Here is a 17730-nt window from a genome sequence, read left to right on the forward strand (position 1 = left end):
CGGCGGGAGGCCGAGGCGATCAGACCCCGGGAACCGGCTCGGCCGACAAGGCCGACGGGACCCCCGCGCACCAGGTTCGCTTTCACGCCCCCGGCACAGACACGGCGACGGCCGCCTCGCCCGCCCCCGCTTCCCCGCCGGCCCGCACGCCGCCCGTCTCCTTGAGCAGCCGCATGACCGACCGGACCGCCGCGCGGCCCGCGCGATTCGCGCCGATGGTGCTGGCGGAGGGGCCGTACCCGACGAGGTGGACGCGCCCGTCCCGTACGGCACGGGTGTCCTCGGCCCGGATGCCGCCACCCGGCTCGCGCAGCTTCAGCGGAGCCAGATGGTCCACGGCGGGCCGGAACCCGGTCGCCCAGAGGATCACGTCGGTCTCGACGACGCGGCCGTCGTCCCAGGCCACCCCGGTCGGCGTGATCCGGTCGAACATCGGCAGCCGGTCCAGCACCCCCTGTTCCCGGGCCCGCCGCACGGCGTCGTTCAGCGGCAGCCCGGTGACGCTGACCACGCTCTTCGGCGGCAGCCCGTTGCGTACCCGCTCCTCCACCATCGCCACGGCCGCCCGCCCCCACTCCTCCGTGAACGGTCCTTCGCGGAAGACCGGTTCACTTCTAGTCACCCAGAAGGTGTCGGCGGCGAACTCGGCGATCTCCATCAGATGCTGCGTACCGGAAGCGCCACCCCCGACCACGAGGACGCGCTGCCCCGCGAACTCCTCGGGCCCCGGGTAGTTCGCGGTGTGCAACTGCCGCCCCCGGAAAGTCTCCTGGCCCGGATAACGCGGCCAGAACGGCCGGTCCCAGGTGCCGGTCGCGTTGATCAGAGCCCGCGTGGCGTACGTCCCCTCGGACGTCTCCACCAGCAGCCGCCCGCCGTTTCCCTCCCGTACGGAGCTCACCTCCACGGGCCGGTGGACCCGCAGGCCGAAGCGGTCCTCGTACGCGGTGAAGTACGCGCCGATCACCTCGGAGGAGGGCCGGTCCGGGTCGGCCCCGGTCAGCTCCATGCCCGGCAGCGCGTGCATCCCGTGGACCTTGCCGTACGTCAGCGAGGGCCAGCGGAACTGCCATGCGCCGCCCGGCCGGGGCGCGTGGTCCAGCACGACGAAGTCGTCGTCCGGCTTCAGCCCGACGCGGCGCAGGTGGTAGGCGGCGGACAGCCCCGCCTGACCCGCGCCGACGACGACCACGTCCAGCTCGCGCACCCCAGAAATGTTCACGCTTCTACTAACTCGTCGGGCGCCCGGGATCTTCCCGAGCGCCCTCGCACCAGGTACCGGTCGGCGTCAGCACGGCCTCGAAACCCGACTGCTCGGCCGCCTCGGCGTTGGACGTCCCGGTCTGCCCGCCGAGCAGGAGCCCCACGATCACCCGCTGAAGCGAGAACCCCCACCGCGGCGGGCCGCACCCACCGCGGAGCGGCCCCCAGTCGCGACCGCCGGACGGAGGCGCGCGCGAAGTGAGCAGAGCTGATCGGAGCATGGCGCTGAACGTAGTCAGCCGGTGGGGACACGGGCCCAGGGGGTCTCGGAGCGTGGTCGCCTCATCTCACCCCGGTGAGGTGATGATGGAGGCATGTCCGATTCCTTCACCACCACGGTCCTGAACATCACCACGGGTACGGCCGAGACGGTCACGGACCTGACGCGCGCCTGCGAGGAGTTCCTCACCCGCAGCGCCCCCGGCCGCGACGGCCTGCTCAACGTCTTCGTGCCGCACGCCACGGCCGGCATCGCCGTACTGGAGACCGGCGCCGGCAGCGACGACGACCTCCTGGCCGCCCTCCACCACCTGCTCCCCGCCGACGACCGCTGGCAACACCGCCACGGCAGCCCCGGCCACGGCCGCGACCACGTGCTCCCCGCCCTGGTCCCGCCCCACGCCACGCTGCCGGTGATCGGTGGCCGACTGGAGCTGGGGACCTGGCAGTCGGTCTGCCTGGTGGACACGAACGTTTCTAAAGACAACCGTCAGGTTCGTCTGAGCTTCCTCAGCTGACCAAGATCGTTCAGCGGGGCGTGGCCGCCGATTCTCCGTACGATGCGCGCTCGAACGGAGAGAAGAAATGCGCGGTACGGACCTCAACACGATCGAACGACCCTACGACGGATGCGGCAAGTGCCTGCTCGGAGTGCGGCGGCTGTCGCGCGTGAAGCTGGCGACGTCTTCGCCTGAGCGCCAGCGAGAGAACGTGCTCGCTGCCGCCGCCTCCGTCGGGGCCCACATCATCGGCTGGGCGGACGACTGGGAGGTCTCCGGCGCCACGGATCCCGTGACCCGCCCCAGTCTGGGCCCGTGGCTCCGTGACGAGAGGGGGCCGTACGACGGCCTGGTCGCGGCAGCGGTGGACCGGCTCGGCCGCAACGTCGTCGACTGCCTGAACACCGGCTACAAGATGCGGGACGAGAAGAAGATGCTCGCCACGTACGGGCACGACGGTGCCTGGAACCTCGACGACTCCGCCGACGAGAACCGTTTCACCATGGAAGCCTGGGGCGCGCAGATGGAACTGCGCGCGATCCAGCGCAGGAACCGTGACGCCACCGTCAAGACCCGCGCAGCCGGTCGCCCGAAAGGCAAGCCGTCGTACGGCTTCCGGTACGTCCGGAAGGTGATGGGAGGGAAGATCGACCAGGTCGAACTGCATCCGCATGCCTCCGAAGTGCTGCGGAACGTCGCCCGCCGCATTCTCGCCGATCCGGAAAGCGTCACCTGCAGCAGTGAGGCCGCGCGTCTCAACCGTGCCGGGGAACTCTCACCCGCGGATCACCTGGCTGTGATGTACGGCAAGCCGGCAGGGGGCCGACCGTGGTCTCCGCAGAGCCTGAAGAACATCCTTCTGTCCGAAGCCACTCTCGGGTACCTGATGCACCGCAACAAGCCCGTCCTCGGGAGGGAGGACGGTCACCCCGTACGGCTCTGTGAGGGGCTGTGGGACCGGGCCACACACGAGGCGCTCAGGAGCGCCATCCTCTCCCGGAAAGCGCCTTGGGTCCGCCGTTCCAACCGCGAGTACCTGTTGACCACGGTGGCCCTGTGCGGGCAGTGCCACACGCGTCTTTACACCCAGACCTCGAAGGACGCCCCACCGCGCTACACATGCACGGCGCGGAACAAGGGCTGGCTTCAGGCGCAGCACTGCCGACCCGCACCCCTCATCAACGCTCACCTGCTGGACGCCTACGTTGAGGAGTGGTTCCTTCGGGAGCTGGGTGACGGCGTGATCTACGAGACGGTGTACGACCCGGGCAACGGCATCGCGGAGCGCGTGGCAGAGACCCGGGCCAGTCGCGAACGGCTGCGAGCCGACCGGGAAGCCGGACTCTACGACGCCCCTGACGACGCCGCGTGGTTCCGGGACCGCTACGCCGTCCTGGGGCGGGAACTCGCTGCTCTCGAGGCTGAGCCACGACGGGCGCCGGGCATGGTCCGGCGGCCGACAGGAGAGACGGTTGCCGACCGTTGGTTCCGTGCTCCGGATGTCCAAGCGCGAAAGGAGATCCTGATCGACTTCGGAGTGCGGGTGACGCTCTTCCCGGCCAGTGCTCCCGTTCGATGGGTGCCCGGCTTCATTCACGGTCCTGAGCAGGATCCGGCAGCTCTGATGTAGAGCAGAGGCCCCTGGGCCTCGCCAATTGCGCTGCCCGGGGGCGCGTCATCGTCGGGGCTTCGGCGGTCGACCGCTGACGTGTCTCCATATCGCCTGATGTCGGCCGGTGCAAGCCGACTTCCTTCGAAATGCTCTGAGCGTGATGAACGGCGGCGAGGAGAGCGATGTGACTCAAGCGGGAGAGCGGTGGATGCGTGAGCAGGCAGTGGCGGAACTGAAGGTCGAGAAGACGCCCACCGGCGTGAAGTGGCTGGTCCATTCGCGCGGGCGGCAGATCGACCGCGCGATCGCCGAGGTCTTGCCGACGGAACGGTGCGTCAACCCTGCCAAATCGTACGAGTTCGCGCGGACTCTATTGAGTGACGAGGTCGGCGTGCGAATCGCGGACAGTGGTGCGGTGCTCATCGGCCGAGCCGGAACCGAAGAGGGAGCGGGGGAGCGGTGTCCCTGTCGGGGCAGCGGCGACGATGGAGCGGGCGAGCGGTACGGATGCCTCTGCGGCTGCCATGTCGGCGGGATATGTCGTCAGTCGATCATGAGGGTTGGCCGGGGGGAGGCTCCGCAGGTGTCGTTCCTGTTCAGTCTTCAGGCTGTGCCGGAGATCGGACCTGTGTTCATGCGCTCGGCTTCCTGGGCGTTGAGCCTTTGGCTGCGCGAACTCGCTCGCAGTGGGGACTTGAGGGATGGAGACTGCGAAGCAGTGATTCGACTTCGTCGAGCGAATACCCGCACGCGGTCAGGCGTTGAAGTGGCTCTGACTCAACCAGTAGGGCAACGTCTGTCCTGGGGCGATTCAGCAGTGCCATTCCGATTGGCCGCATAGCGCGAGCCCCGCAGACTCGGTGGATGAGAAGGGGCGTAGAGCTTCCTCCGCTCCAAGCGTGACAATCGTCCGACCAGATGGGGCCGCGGACTGCCTGACATCAGTGGATCCCCTTCCACGACCATGGCCGCGGGCCGGATCGACCACGGAGACAGTCAATCCGGTACTGCGCCTGGCTCCTCCACTCAGCGTTGCCGGCTGCGTGCTGAGCCGCGTACGTCGCCATACGCAGCTCACGGGCGCGCGCGAGGAGGGGGTAGCCCTCCCACGCCGTCACGTCGTACCCGTACACCGCACAGAAGCGGTCGTATTCGCGTGCGCTGACGGCGCGCGTGGTCCTTGCTCGTACAGCGGTGGACACGAGATCCCACTCCGGGGGCCCGACTGAAAAACGCTCCAGATCCATCATCAGGACCCCATGGGCGGTGCGGACGATGTTGCCGGGCCAGGCGTCACCGTGCACGGCCCGATTGGGGAGACCGGTCGGTCGCTCCGCCCAGGCCGCTTCGAGGTCGCGGTGAAGAGCGTGCAGCCACTGCTTGTCGTCGTCACGGATCGTGGTGGCCGCTTGCAGCCGTTCGCCGACCCGGACGAAGGGGTCGAGGTACCCCAGCTCGATCGCAGGCGTGGGCAGGGAGTGGAGTCTCGCGAGGAGTCCGGCGACATCCTCGACCGAGCCGTGCTGCTGCGGCGGCAGCTCTGCCCAGAAGGTCACGGGCCTGCCGTCCGCCTCCACCGGCTGCTCCACGTCGACCAGGCGAACGGCCGGGACGTTCTCCCGGGCCAGCCAGCGTGCGACGCGCACCTCGCGGGCCGCCGCAGCGCCCTGTCCCTCCCGGGCTATCCGTACGATCACCCGCTGACGAGGCAGCCGCCATATCTGGTTCTCGGCCAGACGGAGAGGCTCCGCTCCCCCCGAGTCCAACCCGACCGCCGAACAAGCCTGTATCAGGACGTGACGCGCAGCTTCGGATGCCGAAGGAGTCATGCGGAGACCGTAGCGGCGATCCGATCGCGCAGCCCTGAGGCCTCCTGGACAGTCCGATGCTTCGAGGCGAAGCGGCCGAGTTGCCGTAGATCGTCGACAGCTCGCCGGGAGGTGAGTCGGCCCGCCTCGTTCAGGGCGTCGTGGCCGAGCGCCGCCGCCTGGCGAGGGTCTCCCTTGGCCATGAGCAGGGAGGCCAGCTTCGTCCGCGAGATCGCACGTGACCGCTTGTAGGAGTCCGTGTGTCCGTTCACCGCTGTGTTGAATCGGCGCGCTGCCCGGCCCGGGTCCTGTCCGGCGAGGATTGCGAGATCGAAGAGGGCGTGAGCTGTGTCCCCGTTGTGCTGCGCTTCGTCGTAGTAGGCCATCCACGGCGACTCTTCGCTTGGCCGGGCCTGAGTGAAGGCCTCGTCCGCGGCACCGACGGCCGTCATCGTGTCCCTTACGTTGCCCATCTTCCCGAATGCCCTGGCCCTCGCGGTGTGAAGCATCGCTTGCTCGGTGGCCGTGAGGCGGTCGGAGCGCACAAGTCCCTTCTCGGCGTAAGTGAGTCCGTCATCGGGGGCACCGATCCACACGGCTTGCCGGGCGAGAAACGAGTACGTCTTGGCCCGCAGATGCCAGTCGCCGGCCTCCTCGGCGCAGTCTGCTGCGAACCGGAAGGTCTTGGTGGCCTCGTCGTGGTGGTAGGCGTCGAAGGCAGAGGCGCCGACCACGATGCCGAGTCGCGATACGGCGGCGAACAGGTCGGTTCGCATGTGTTCGGGGAACTGCGCCTGCAGCAGCCCAGCTGACCACTGCATGGCTCGGGCGGCTACGTCGCGCACCACGCCCCCGCCGCCCAGTTCGTTGTCCATGCCGCTGATGGCGGTGGCGGCGGCAAGAACCTGGTCGACGTGGCTCGGACTCACATGTGTCGGGAGGGACAGCTCGGCGGGTGCGAAGACGTCGGTGAAGTTGAGAGGGGTTATGGCGGCGAGGCCGCCGATCTGGAGGAACGAGCGTCGAATCACGGGCTCAGGGCTCCCAGGGCGAGGAGTTGGTTCGTCTCTGCCCAGGATGCGGCCTGTTGGTGCATGCGTGGGGCCCTCCCCTCGGCGCAGTGAGGCCTTATCGGCATCAGCCGGCCTTTTGTCGGCATCGCGGTTGCCGAAGGCCATCGGCCACGCCCGGTCGAATAGCCCTCCCGTGCCGAGGACGTCATCGAGCCGCTGAACCACATCGCGGCGACAGCTCGGGTACTTCCCCTTCTCAATAGACAAGATCATGTCGTCGCTGACCTGCACTAACCGCCCTAGTTCCTTGGCCGACAGTCCTTGCCCAAGGCGCAGTCGGCGCAGCTCGTTCCCGAACCACTCCTGGGGGGACGCCCCAGGATCGAGCTGCTTCATTGGCTGCGGCATGTTCTGCCCCCGAAGTCGTTGATGCCGAACTTTTCACCTCTCGGCATCAGGCTCTGCACGTTCTCGGTGCGCTCTGCCTAAATGGTTGCTGATCGGTTCCAGTCCAGTACACACCGCAACCCACCCCTGCTGAAGGGGTTCCGGCAGAACGGAGGAAGCAGCGATGGAGGCGCTCGTCGACCCCCGCGAGCGGGATGCTTCTGTTCGAGCCACGTCCAGGAGCGTGGACGGTCAACTCGACATGAGATTCAACGTCCGGGCCGAAGACCTGGGAACCGTGCGGGACATCGTCGCAGCGCATCTTGGCTGGTGGCGCGTCGACAGCGGCACCGCGTTCCGCATGCTGACCGTCGTCAACGAACTGCTCACCAACGTCTTGCAGCACACTCCTGCGGACGCCGACGGGCGCCGGATGGCCAGCCTGCTCCTCCAGAGGGTGCCGGACGGCATCACCGCCATCGTTCGCGACCATGACCGCTGTCCGCCGGTGTACTCGTCGCCGACCCTCCTTGCCGAGGAGGGGCGCGGGCTGATGCTGCTGAGTGCCCTGGCGGACGACACGTCCGTGTCCGTGACCTCGGCGGGCAAGGACGTGTGGGTTCTCATAGCGCCTCCGGAGCCGACCGAGCACTCGTAGCCCTTTGCGCCCGGTACTTGGCCCTCCCCAGGAGTCCCTATGTCCCTCACCGTTCTGGTTCCGGAGAACGACGTGGTTCCTCCGCCAGCCGACGAGCCCCGCGCACCGCAGTGGACCCCTCCACTCGACGCTGAGGGTTTGAGGTCCGTCCTCGAGCGGATCAGGAACTGGAACCCGTTCGACGTGGAGGAGGTCTTCGACGACCTCGACACGGCGATCGGCGACCAGACGCCGCCCGTCGCGGTGACCGACCTCCTGGTCGACCGTCTGCGGGGCCACCTCAGACAGCTCAGCGACATCGCCGTCGCGGACGAGCAGTACCCGCCCACTGCGGAGATGCTCCAGCTCGTGGCACGCGGGGTTCCCCTGCGGGTGGGGCGTGCGCCGGCCGACTACCGGCAGGCCGTCGGTCTCGCTCGTCGTCTGGCCTTCGTCACCGCCGACTTGGTCGAAGAGTTGATCGAGGCCCGCTACATCAAGGAGGCGGAGTGACGCACGACCCCGGCTCCCTTCGGCACCCGGTCGTGACCGCCACGGCAACAGCGTTCCCGCGCGACGCCTACGACTTCGAGTACTACGAGCGGCGGATCTCCGACACCTGGCTCCTGGGCGAGAGCATCGCCGTGCGCACACTGCGCATGCCGTTCCTCGCAGTTCCCGTCGGGGGCACGAGGCGCGGCGGGGACTACACGGTGTCGTGTCCGTGCTTCGGGCTCAAGGTCCGTGACCTTCTCCTCGGGCAGCCGGGCTTCCCCGACCTCCGCGTGCAGTGGTCGCCCTACCCGGACACCTGCTTCGTTGTCGCGTGGGGAGAGGAGCCGTCGAAGCTCGGGGGCGATCCTGACGCCACCACCCTGGGGCGCTTCTACGGCTACACCGAAGCAGCGACAGCCGCCTTCATATGGCGGCGGCGCCACGAGACTCCCTCTTCGGCCGCGCCCGAACCGTGTTGCCCCACGGCACCGTAGCCGGCCGAAGAGGGCCCGACTTCCTACCCGAGAGGACGAGCACCATGTGTGCGCACAACCCGCCGTGCCCCACGGCTGAGGCTCCCGACAGGGAGGCCGCGCGGCCCCTCGCGCACCGGCCTGAGCAGGGCTGGAGCCTGCTGTGCAACGGAGTGCTCCTCTTCGAGGACACCGGTGAGCTGCTGCCGGACGGCCAGGTCATCGCCCCGCACCGCGCCCTCAACGTGGCGAGGGCAGCCGCGTGAAGCGGACCAGCGCGGCGCCCCGGCTCGTCCCGTACATCACCCAGCGCGAAGGCGAGTACGGCGGGCTGGAGTCGGAACTCGCGCTGACCATGAACGCCTTCGGCGCTGTGTGTCTCGCCTACCAGGACGAGACCCCGGCTGATCGCGGGCCCCGCGGTGAGCTGTGGGCCCGGTGCTCCCAGTCGCTGAACGCGGCTGGGAAGCCGACGGGCAAGCCGCAGTGGCGCATGGTCAACCCCGCCCGGCAGCGGGAGGCGATGGAGCAGCTTCGGTGCCAGGTCGGCTTCTGCCCGGCCGAGACTGACCAGGGCTATGTCTTCCTCGCCGGGAATTCGGAAGGCGCTTCCCACCGTGCTGGTGAGCCGGTGAGGACGGCCCAGCCACCGGTGTGCCTGAAGCACCTGCGGCCGGCCATAGAGCTGTGCCCGCACCTGCGGAAGGGGCACATAGCCTTCCGCGCGCGGGCGACGTCGCCCTGGGGCGTCATCGGCACCCGGTACCGCCTCACCGCCACCGGCCTGGAACCCCTTCCCGCCGACGACGATGACGCGCCCGTGGCGTACGGGCACCCCCAGTCGGGCTGGTTCCTGGCGAGCCAACTCATACGCGAACTGCGGGACTACGAGGTCGTCAATCTGGACGATCTTGTACCCGCCGCCTAGACGGCCGCCCGGGGGCCCTGAGCGATACGGACGGGGCTCCTGGGCGGCTCACCACCGGCGCCGAGCCCTTCGCGCGCCGTCCGGCACGAATCCGCCGACCTTCGGCGGTCCGGCAAGAACGGAGAGCGTTCGCCGATAGCCTCCCGGCCCACCGTGCCGACCTACCCCCTCCCTGAACACGAACGACCGAAGGAAGTCCATGACGAATACGACCGTCGAGCCCGACGAGGCGACCCGCCTGCGGAACAAGGTGGTGAACGAGCTGCGCGCGGACGGCAACATCTCCTCCTCGGAGATCGAAGCGGTGATGCGCAAGGTGCCCCGGCACGAGTTCACCCCCGCCGACACGCCGCTGGACAAGGCGTACGACACCTACGCCGCCGTGATCACCAAGACGGACGAGCACGGGGTGCAGCTCAGCTCCGTCTCCGCGCCGCAGATCCAGGCCATGATGCTGGAGCAGGCCCAGGTGAAGCCCGGGATGCGGGTCCTGGAGATCGGCTCGGGCGGGCTGAACGCGGCCTACCTCGCCGAGCTCGTTGGCGAGGACGGTGAAGTCGTCACCGTGGACATCGACCCCGTCGTCACCGACCGCGCGCGCCGGCTCCTGGACGAGCACGGCTACGGCCGGGTGCACGTCGTCACCGCTGACGCTGCCGACCCCGTCCCGGACCTCGGCGAGGTCGACGTCGTGATGGTGACCGCCGGCGCCTGGGACATCTCCCCGGCCTGGACCGCGCAGCTCAAGCAGGGTGGCCGGCTCGTCGTCCCGCTGCGGATGCGCGGCCTGACCCGGTCGGTCTCCTTCATCCAGGTCAAGGGCGAGCACGGCCCCTACCTGGAGAGCGAGTCGGCGAAGATCTGCGGCTTCGTCCCGATGCAGGGCTCGAACGCCCACCGGGAAGAACTCCTCCTCGTCAACGGCACCCCGGAGATCGGCCTCAAGTTCGATGACGGCCTCCCGGCCGACCCGCACCGGCTCGACAACGCCGTCACGTTCCGGCGCCACGAGCTGTGGACCGGCGTCTCCGTCCGCATCCAGGAACTCATCGACACCCTCCAGATGGCGATGGCGATCAGCCTGCCGGGCTTCTGCACCATGGCCGTCGATGAGAACTCGGACACGGGCCTGGTCGACCCCGTGAACAAGCGGTTCGCGCTCGCGGCCGTCGAGGACGACACCTTCGCCTACCTCGTCACCCGCCGCACTGAGGACAACAAGCACCTGGAGTACGGCGTGCACGCCCTCGGCCCGCACGCGGAGCAGTTCGCCGACAAGATCGCCGGTGTGCTCCGCGACTGGGAGGCCAACCGACGCGGCGGCCCCAGCCCGGTCATCCGGGTCTATCCGGTCGGCACCCCCGATGAGCAGATCCCGGCCGACCGGGTCATCGACAAGGTGCACAGCCGGATCTCGCTCTCCTGGCCCTCGGCGTAACGCAGGGAGTCAGGTCATCCCGCACCACCCCAACGAGAAGAAGGGCACCAACATGACGAGCGCCACTCTCGCCCCGCCCCCGGTCGCGCCCGCGGCGTCGGTGGACCTGGACGACGACTTCGCGCCCCTGGACGTGAAGGTCGTTATCGCCGAGCACTCGTACGGCCACCTCATGTGCTCGACGGGCGACGGCTGCGGCACCACCTGCGCGACCGGTGCCTCCGCCTGCGGTTCCTTCACCGAGGACCCGGCCTGATCCAGGCCGACCTCCTCACCTGTGGCCGGGCGAAGCGCTTCGCCCGGCCACAGGCCCCCTCTCCTCCCGCGCCGCCTCATGGAAGGGCCTCATGGCTTCCCGAGCAGCCGCCGGATACCTGTGGCAAGGCGTTGCGATGCTGCGCGCCACCACCAGCCCCGGGCCGGCAGACATCCCCCGCACCCTCGACCTGGACAACGTGGCCGTCACCCGCGGATGGCTGAACCGCATCGTAGGAGACGCGGTGCCGACTTCTCGTGCAAAGCCGTCGGCACCGCGCCGATGTGCATCCGCCTCCCGGCGGGCCGGGTCAGAGGAGTTGGTAGATCCAGGACGCCGGTTTCAGGTCACGCGCGGCAGCCAGCCGCGCTCGTAATCTCAGGCAATGCACAGGGGCCTCCTCACGGCGCTCGCGGGCAGATGGGCAACATGCCTCCGACGCTGCTCGATTGGACGAGACAGCACGGATAAGCACAGCTCAACGGGGGTGGAGCAGTGCTCCTTCCCGGTGGCACGGCGAGACAGTAGACCGGGATTCCGGCCGCGCCAAACGACTGCCATCCAGGGGCCCGAAGCAGGGAGCCACCTCGTTAGGCGCGGCCGGAATTCGCCGTTAACCTCCGCTGCAACCTGTCCGGAGCAGGTCCAGACTCCGCCGCGCCCGAAGAGAGGCCCTCCCCATGAGCTACACGCTGCACCGAGGCGACGCCCTGACCGTCCTGAAGTCCCTCCCGGACGAGAGCGTCCAGGCGGTGATCACCGATCCGCCGTACAACTCCGGGGGCCGCACCAGCTCCGACCGGACCGGCCGTACCGCACGTGCCAAGTACGTCACGAGCAACTCGGCGCACGACCTCGCCAACTTCCCGGGCGAGAACCGCGACCAGCGCTCCTACCGCTCCTGGCTCACCGAACTGCTCACCGAGGCGTACCGGGCCTCGACCGAGCACGCGGTCGCCATGGTCTTCACCGACTGGCGGCAGGAGCCGACCACCTCCGACGCCCTTCAGATGGCGGGATGGACCTGGAGCGGCACGATCCCGTGGATCAAGCCGTCCAGCCGCCCCCGCAAGGGCGGGCCGAAGCAGGACTCGGAGTTCATCATCTGGGGCGTCAAGGGCTCCCTCGACAACACCCGCGACCTCTACCTGCCGGGGCACTACATCGCCTCCCAGCCCCGCAAGGGCCGAGTTCACATCACCCAGAAGCCCGTCGAGGTCATGCAGCAGCTCGTCCAGGTCTGCCCCGAGGGCGGCACCGTCCTCGACCCGTTCACCGGCAGCGGCTCCACCGGGGTCGCGGCCCTGCGCGAGGGACGCCGCTTCGTAGGCGTCGAGCTGTCCGCGCACTACGCCGACGTCGCCGAGGAGCGGCTGCGGGCCGAACTGACGAAGGACGACTTCGAGCTGGCCGGACCGGAGGCATGACCGTGAGAGCGAAGAGAGGCCAGGGCCGGCGGCCCACAGACGCCAGAGGGGCGGCTGGAGCATCGATTAACCGATGCTCCAGCCGCCCCTCCTGTTACGTCAGGCCGCCTCGAACGCCCGCCGTATCAGCGGCGCCGCCTTCTCCAAGTCGGCCGCCGAGACGACGCGGACCTCCAGGTCGCCGGTCCCGAGGTGTCCGATACCGCGCATGTCCCGGGTGAAGCCCTCCTCCAGCTCGACCGTGTCCGGGTCGAGTCTGAGGTACACCAGGATCGCCTCGTGCTTCGGACGGAAGATCACCGACGCCACGTTCACCAACCGCCGGTAGGCGATGTAGTGCCGCAGGGACGCCACCTCCACCTCGCCCCATGCCGTGAGCGCCTCGTCCAGTTCCGCGTACAGGTCCCGCAGGCACTCCGGCACCGCTCCTCCGCCCGCAGGCGGAGAGACCGCCGAAGCCTTCGGCACGCTGTCCGCCACGGGTGCCCGCTCCCGGCCCCGGCGAGACGAGGCAGCGCTCGGGAAGCCGGTCGCGGAGTCCACGAGCAGCAGCCCCAGCAGGCCACCGTCGAAGATCCGGTAGCGCACCAGGTCGATCCGCTCGGGCAACCGCTGCACCGCCACCCGGTCGTGGTGCGAGAAGCCCGCCGCGATGCAGATCATCCGCGGACGACGCCAGTCGACGGACTCGGCCACCTCCGCCCCCAGCACCTTCCGCACGAGCGCCTCGAACTCGTGGTGCGCCGACTCCAGCCAGGACAGGTAGGAGACCGCCTGGGACATCACCCCGCTGTCCGAGCCCTTCTTGAACTCGATCACCACCGGGCTGCCGTTCTCATCGAGCCCCAGGGTGTCGATCCGCCCCCGGTGCCAGGGGCCAGTCGGATACTCCGATGCCAGGAAACGGACGCCCAGCATCTGCTCCAGGCCGGCCTCGACCCGCCGCTGCAGCTCCACCTCCAGCGACACCGTCGAGCCGGTCAGCTCGACGTCCCGCCCGTCCGCGTCCCGCCGGAACAACATCAGCTCGGCCACCTGCGCCCCCTTCGTAATTACTACAGGAGCAATCGAAACCTGGCTGCGGGTATTTCAATGGGTACCTGCGCCTCATTCCTAGTCGGGCTCCGCTCGCCGATTCTCAGCAAACGTGGACGCGTCGGGGCGTCCAGAGAAGATGATCAGCTGCGGTGGGCTTCTTCTCAGATTCGGACAGGTGCTGGATGGGTCACGGCGTTCGCGAAGTGGGTGCGGTAGAGGGAGCTGAGGTGAGGACATGCCGATGTCGGACTGGTTCAAAAGAAGCCAAGTGCCCACAGACCCTGGAGTATGTGTACATCGTCAACGAAGCCAGTGCTCGAATTGAGTTGACAACCCGTGTACGCTGGGGCTATGACCGACAATGCCGCTTCATCGGCCGGACCTCTTGTCACCGGTGCTGAGATTGCTCGGCTCGCCGGAGTCACTCGGGCCGCTGTCTCCAACTGGCGTCGGCGTTACGACGACTTCCCCGCGCCGGCGGGAGGCGCCGCGAACAGTCCGCTCTATGCGCTAGCCGAGGTCCAGGAATGGCTGGATAAGCAGCGCAAAGGCCAGGAGGTGTCACCCGAGGTCGAGCTCTGGCAAGCGATGCGGGCCGCGTACGGGGAACAGATGATCACGGGCCTGGCAGAGGTGGCCGCGGCGCTGGCCGGAGAACATCAACCGAGACTGCCGGATGACGTCGCCACCCGTGTACGGGAGCTCGCTCAAACCGAAGCGCCCGTCGACCTCGTGAACGGACTGACTGAGCGGTTCATGGACTCCGCCCGGCGCGCGGGATCGGACCAGGTGACTCCCGAGAGCGTAGTACGGGCCATGTGCCACTTCGCTCCCGCACTGTCTGCCGACGCCACGGTCTTCGATCCCGCCTGCGGCATCGGGGTGCTGCTCCTGTCCGTCGCCCCCGAGGCCGGGATGCGCTGCTACGGCCAGGAGGTGGACGCTGACAGCGCCCGCTATGCGCAGCTTCGCGCCGACCTTCTGGGCCGATCAGGCGTGCGCATCGTGGCGGGGGATTCGCTGCGCGCGGACGAATGGCCGAATCTCAAGGCGGACTTGGTCATCTGCGACCCGCCAACCGGCGTGACCGAGTGGGGGCGAGAGGAACTACTGCTCGACTCCCGCTGGGAACTCGGTACCCCGTCCAAGGCCGAAGGGGAGCTCGCGTGGCTCCAGCATGCCTATGCGCACACAGAGCCCGGCGGCCAGGTCCTCATGGTCATGCCGGCCTCGGTCGCATACCGCAAGGCAGGTAGGCGCATCCGATCAGAACTCGTACGTCGGGGCATCGTGCGCCAAGTGGTCGCCCTGCCGCCGGGGACGGCGACCTCTCACGCCCTGCCCGTCCATCTGTGGTGTCTGCAGCGTCCCGAGAGCACCGCAAGTGCGGACACGAACCACACCGTGCGCATGGTCGACCTGACTGGCAACAGCCCCGACGGCAGCCTGGAACCACGCCCCGACCAGGTCGCCGACGTCCCCCTGATCGAACTCCTCGACGACACCGTCGACCTGACTCCCGGCAGTCATCTCCGGTCCCGGCACCGTGACTATCCCGGTGAGTACGCCGCCCGGCGCAAGGAGCTGGAGGACCAGATCCGCCGACTCGCCGCACTTCTGCCCGAGCTAGCGGCGGGCGGTGGACCAGGCTCACTGGACAGCGCCACCACCAGCGTCGCGGATCTCGCCCGCGCCGGGCTCGTCACGTACGAAGGTCCGGAACCGCTCTCGGCCAGCGAACAGCTCGACACGGACTATCTGCAGGGATTCCTGCGCAGCTCCGTCAACACCCGTCGGTCAACAAGTGCCAGCGGGACCTACCGCCTTGACGGCAGGGGTTCCCGTATCCCCCGCATGAACATCGACGAGCAGCGTAGGTACGGCACTGCCTTCCGAGCCCTGTCCGAGTTCGAGGAAGGAATGCGCAAGGTCGACGAGCTGAGCCGGCAGCTCGCCGAAGTCGCCCGTGACGGCCTTGCCACGGGCGCCCTGGCCCCGGAGAAGTGAGGACAATGCGGGGTACTCCAAGGTGGGTGCGCCCTGCGCCGGCCCGTGCCAGGCAGAGCTCTCATCAGGCGGCGCGCGGCAGAAACGGGCTCGGAGCTCCGCTCCACGTCACACTCAGCGCTTCCCGAGCGCGAGTGCAGGCGACGAAGAGCAAGCAGCGTTCCCGGAGCAGGTCGGCGTCGTGCTGCAGTGGGTCCACCTCGCGTGGGGTGATCTCACGAGCGAACGGGACGGCGCCCTCGGTGACACCGAGGACGGACACCGCGCGGAACTCCAGTCCCTTCATCGCGTGCATCGTTGCCAACCGTACCCCCTCGGTTCCCTGCGCGACCTGTCCCTTGACGCGCAGCACCGGGACGCCTGCAGCCTTCAGTTTCTCCTCGGCCGCGTCCAGGGAAAGGTTGAAGCGTGCGCACACGCCGATCTCGTATGGTGCGAGGCCCTCGGCGAGCAACGCCCGGACCCGGTCCACCAGGGCCTCGGTCTCCTCCTGCCGGGTCGTGTACCCCTGCGCCTGGGGGCGGCGTCCGTGGAGTAGGGAGCGGTACCCGGCCAGCGAGTCCGTTCCCTCGCCCTCGAGCGCGTCGACGGTGACGGGCGTGAGGAGCCCCGCAGACCAGGCGAGGATCTCCTCGGTCGAGCGGTAGTTGACGCGCAACCGGAAGCTGCGGCCGGCCGTGGTGATGCCCAGGGAGCCGAGCGAGACCCGGGAGTCGTAGATCCGCTGATGCGGGTCGCCGGTGACGAACAGGTCGTCGGGGCCAGGAGACACGGCGGCCCGCAGCACACGCCACTGCGCGGGGTGCAGGTCCTGTGCCTCGTCGACGACGACATGGGCGTACGGAATCGGGTCGCCAGCGAGGAGTTCCGCCGCGCGGGCGCAGATCCGCAGGTGTGTGGTCTCGCCGCGGTCGCGCAGGAACTGTTCGAACCGCTCCACGCCGCTCCACACCTCCCGGCGGCGCGTGGGGCCGAGGCCTGTGCCGCGGCCGCGACGGCTCGCCCCGAGGTAGGCGTCGAGATCGCGGAGGTTCTGGCCGAGAACGACGTGCCGGTACTCCTGGGCCAGGAACTGGGTGGTGAACGGCAGATCGAGCTGCTTGACGGCCTTCTCCCACAACTGCCGCTGTTCCCGGTCCCCGATCGGTCTGGGCGCGGCCCCCGACTTCGCGCGCACGATGCCGTTCGCATAGGCGTCGACCGTCGTCACGTCGACCCGGGCCAGCAGCTTCTCGTCTTCGTTGAGGAGCAGGCCGAGCATCTCACGCAGTCCGGCGGCCAGCGCGTTCGTGAACGTGGTGAGCAGGACACGGCCGTCCTCAGAACGGCCGAGCAGGTGCTTGACCCGATGCAGGGCCGCCACCGTCTTGCCCGTCCCGGGGCCGCCGGTGACCTGTACTGGACCCCCGTACGAGGTGCGGTAGGCGACGCGCCGCTGAGAGGGGTGGAGGAAGACCCGCCAGGCCTCGAACGGCTTCTCCAGGATCTCCTCCAGCTCCTGCGGCCCGGTGATCAGGCGGACGCGTGCGGGAGTGTTGGCGATCACCGTGGCCAGATCCTCCACCGGCTCAGGGGGCGCATCGGCGGGCCGACGGACGGCCACGACGTCCCGGTAGACCTCTTCGGGGCTGAACCCCTCGGCGAGATACTGCAGCACCTCCAACTGATCCTCCGGCAGGAGCGTGGAGAACGCCTCCAGCTGGGCCTTGTCCACCAGCGAACGCGCGGCGCGCAGCACCTGGTCGTCGATGCCGAGCTCGCGCAGCGTGCCGTCGGAGACATCCGCGAATAGCAGCCGTGGAGCCGTGCGTGCGGCTGTCTCGTACAGCGGCGTCAGCTCGTCCAAGGCGACGGCGTTGCGTACCTCCAGGGCCCGGGTCGCGGAGTTCGCGCTGTACAGACGCTTCGCCGCCCAGGTATAGGCGTCGTCGTGCGGTAGCACATTGACCAGGAGGAACATGTCGCTGCCGTCGTCGGGGGCGAGGACGACGCCCCGCCAGAAGTCGGTGATGCGAATGGTGCGCATCCGCGGGTCACGGGCGTTCTCGACGGACTCCAGGTGCAGTCCCTTGTCCGCGTTGAGATCGGCGACGCTCATGGCCTGGAATTTCGCCATGGCCTTGCGCACTCCGGCTCGGATGGGCTTCTCCAGGGTGTCGTAGCCGTCCCAGAAGCTCTGGGCGAAGGCGAGCCGGGGCATGAGGTCCCTTCCTTTCTGACTGACCGTGT

At 68.8% G+C, this 17730-nt stretch carries 17 protein-coding genes; 12 read left to right on the top strand and 5 right to left on the bottom strand.

Translation table 11 applies throughout. The features are described from left to right. Positions 1–82 precede the first annotated feature (82 nt). Positions 83–1222 carry an NAD(P)-binding domain-containing protein gene (locus tag IE145_RS28285; protein ID WP_189528274.1) on the bottom strand — a complete coding sequence of 380 codons (1140 nt, stop codon included), beginning with the start codon at positions 1220–1222 and terminating at the stop codon, positions 83–85. A 355-nt stretch (positions 1223–1577) separates the two neighbouring features. On the opposite strand from IE145_RS28285, the gene IE145_RS28290 reads away from it, so the two are divergent. The 3 genes from IE145_RS28290 (at position 1578) to IE145_RS28300 (ending at position 4435) form a co-directional block, all read left to right on the top strand. Then, complete coding sequence (locus tag IE145_RS28290) at positions 1578–2000, top strand: YjbQ family protein (RefSeq protein WP_189528275.1); 423 nt, start codon at positions 1578–1580, stop codon at positions 1998–2000. Positions 2001–2067: 67 nt separating this feature from the next. Then, complete coding sequence (locus IE145_RS28295; RefSeq protein ID WP_189528276.1) at positions 2068–3612, top strand: recombinase family protein; 1545 nt, start codon at positions 2068–2070, stop codon at positions 3610–3612. Positions 3613–3751: 139 nt separating this feature from the next. Continuing rightward, positions 3752–4435, top strand: coding sequence for a hypothetical protein (locus tag IE145_RS28300; protein WP_189528277.1), 684 nt, complete (start codon positions 3752–3754; stop codon positions 4433–4435). Positions 4436–4535: 100 nt separating this feature from the next. Here IE145_RS28300 and IE145_RS28305 read toward each other — a convergent pair whose 3' ends face one another. Both IE145_RS28305 and IE145_RS28310 read right to left on the bottom strand, forming a co-directional pair. Next, positions 4536–5423, bottom strand: coding sequence for a phosphotransferase family protein (locus tag IE145_RS28305; protein WP_189528278.1), 888 nt, complete (start codon positions 5421–5423; stop codon positions 4536–4538). After that, positions 5420–6823 carry a helix-turn-helix domain-containing protein gene (locus IE145_RS28310; protein WP_189528279.1) on the bottom strand — a complete coding sequence of 468 codons (1404 nt, stop codon included), beginning with the start codon at positions 6821–6823 and terminating at the stop codon, positions 5420–5422. The genes IE145_RS28305 and IE145_RS28310 overlap by 4 nt, the downstream gene beginning before the upstream one ends. 163 nt (positions 6824–6986) lie before the next feature. Here IE145_RS28310 and IE145_RS28315 point away from each other — a divergent pair, with 163 nt between their 5' ends. The 8 genes from IE145_RS28315 to IE145_RS28350 all read left to right on the top strand — a co-directional run bounded on the left by IE145_RS28315 (position 6987) and on the right by IE145_RS28350 (position 12456). Then, positions 6987–7460, top strand: coding sequence for an ATP-binding protein (locus tag IE145_RS28315; protein WP_229825896.1), 474 nt, complete (start codon positions 6987–6989; stop codon positions 7458–7460). Between the two features lie 138 nt (positions 7461–7598). Continuing rightward, entirely contained in the window at positions 7599–7952 is a 354-nt protein-coding gene (locus tag IE145_RS28320; protein WP_229825897.1) for a DUF6415 family natural product biosynthesis protein, read from the top strand. Next, on the top strand, positions 7949–8428 hold the full coding sequence (locus IE145_RS28325; protein ID WP_229825898.1) for a DUF6302 family protein: 480 nt from the start codon (positions 7949–7951) through the stop codon (positions 8426–8428). The genes IE145_RS28320 and IE145_RS28325 overlap by 4 nt, the downstream gene beginning before the upstream one ends. Before the next feature lie 44 nt (positions 8429–8472). Further along, positions 8473–8673: a DUF5999 family protein gene (locus tag IE145_RS28330; RefSeq protein WP_161254874.1), complete on the top strand. Its 201-nt coding sequence runs from the start codon at positions 8473–8475 to the stop codon at positions 8671–8673. Continuing rightward, on the top strand, positions 8670–9335 hold the full coding sequence (locus tag IE145_RS28335) for a hypothetical protein (RefSeq protein ID WP_229825899.1): 666 nt from the start codon (positions 8670–8672) through the stop codon (positions 9333–9335). The genes IE145_RS28330 and IE145_RS28335 overlap by 4 nt, the downstream gene beginning before the upstream one ends. A 199-nt stretch (positions 9336–9534) precedes the next feature. Beyond that, entirely contained in the window at positions 9535–10773 is a 1239-nt protein-coding gene (fxlM, locus tag IE145_RS28340; protein WP_189528281.1) for a methyltransferase, FxLD system, read from the top strand. Positions 10774–10825: 52 nt separating this feature from the next. Next, positions 10826–11029, top strand: coding sequence for an FxLD family lanthipeptide (gene fxlA, locus IE145_RS28345; RefSeq protein ID WP_189528282.1), 204 nt, complete (start codon positions 10826–10828; stop codon positions 11027–11029). Between the two features lie 680 nt (positions 11030–11709). Next, positions 11710–12456, top strand: coding sequence for a DNA-methyltransferase (locus IE145_RS28350; RefSeq protein WP_047471334.1), 747 nt, complete (start codon positions 11710–11712; stop codon positions 12454–12456). Between the two features lie 99 nt (positions 12457–12555). Here the strand turns inward: IE145_RS28350 and IE145_RS28355 are convergent, their stop codons facing one another. Continuing rightward, on the bottom strand, positions 12556–13491 hold the full coding sequence (locus IE145_RS28355) for a DUF5655 domain-containing protein (protein ID WP_189528283.1): 936 nt from the start codon (positions 13489–13491) through the stop codon (positions 12556–12558). A gap of 354 nt (positions 13492–13845) precedes the next feature. Between IE145_RS28355 and IE145_RS28360 the strand changes: the two genes are divergently transcribed. Next, complete coding sequence (locus IE145_RS28360) at positions 13846–15501, top strand: N-6 DNA methylase (RefSeq protein WP_189528284.1); 1656 nt, start codon at positions 13846–13848, stop codon at positions 15499–15501. 64 nt (positions 15502–15565) lie between these two features. Here the strand turns inward: IE145_RS28360 and IE145_RS28365 are convergent, their stop codons facing one another. Further along, positions 15566–17701: a DEAD/DEAH box helicase gene (locus tag IE145_RS28365; protein WP_189528285.1), complete on the bottom strand. Its 2136-nt coding sequence runs from the start codon at positions 17699–17701 to the stop codon at positions 15566–15568. Positions 17702–17730 lie beyond the last annotated feature (29 nt).

It is taken from the genome of Streptomyces sindenensis, assembly GCF_014649035.1.
In the GTDB taxonomy this organism is placed as follows: Bacteria; Actinomycetota; Actinomycetes; order Streptomycetales; family Streptomycetaceae; genus Streptomyces; species Streptomyces sindenensis.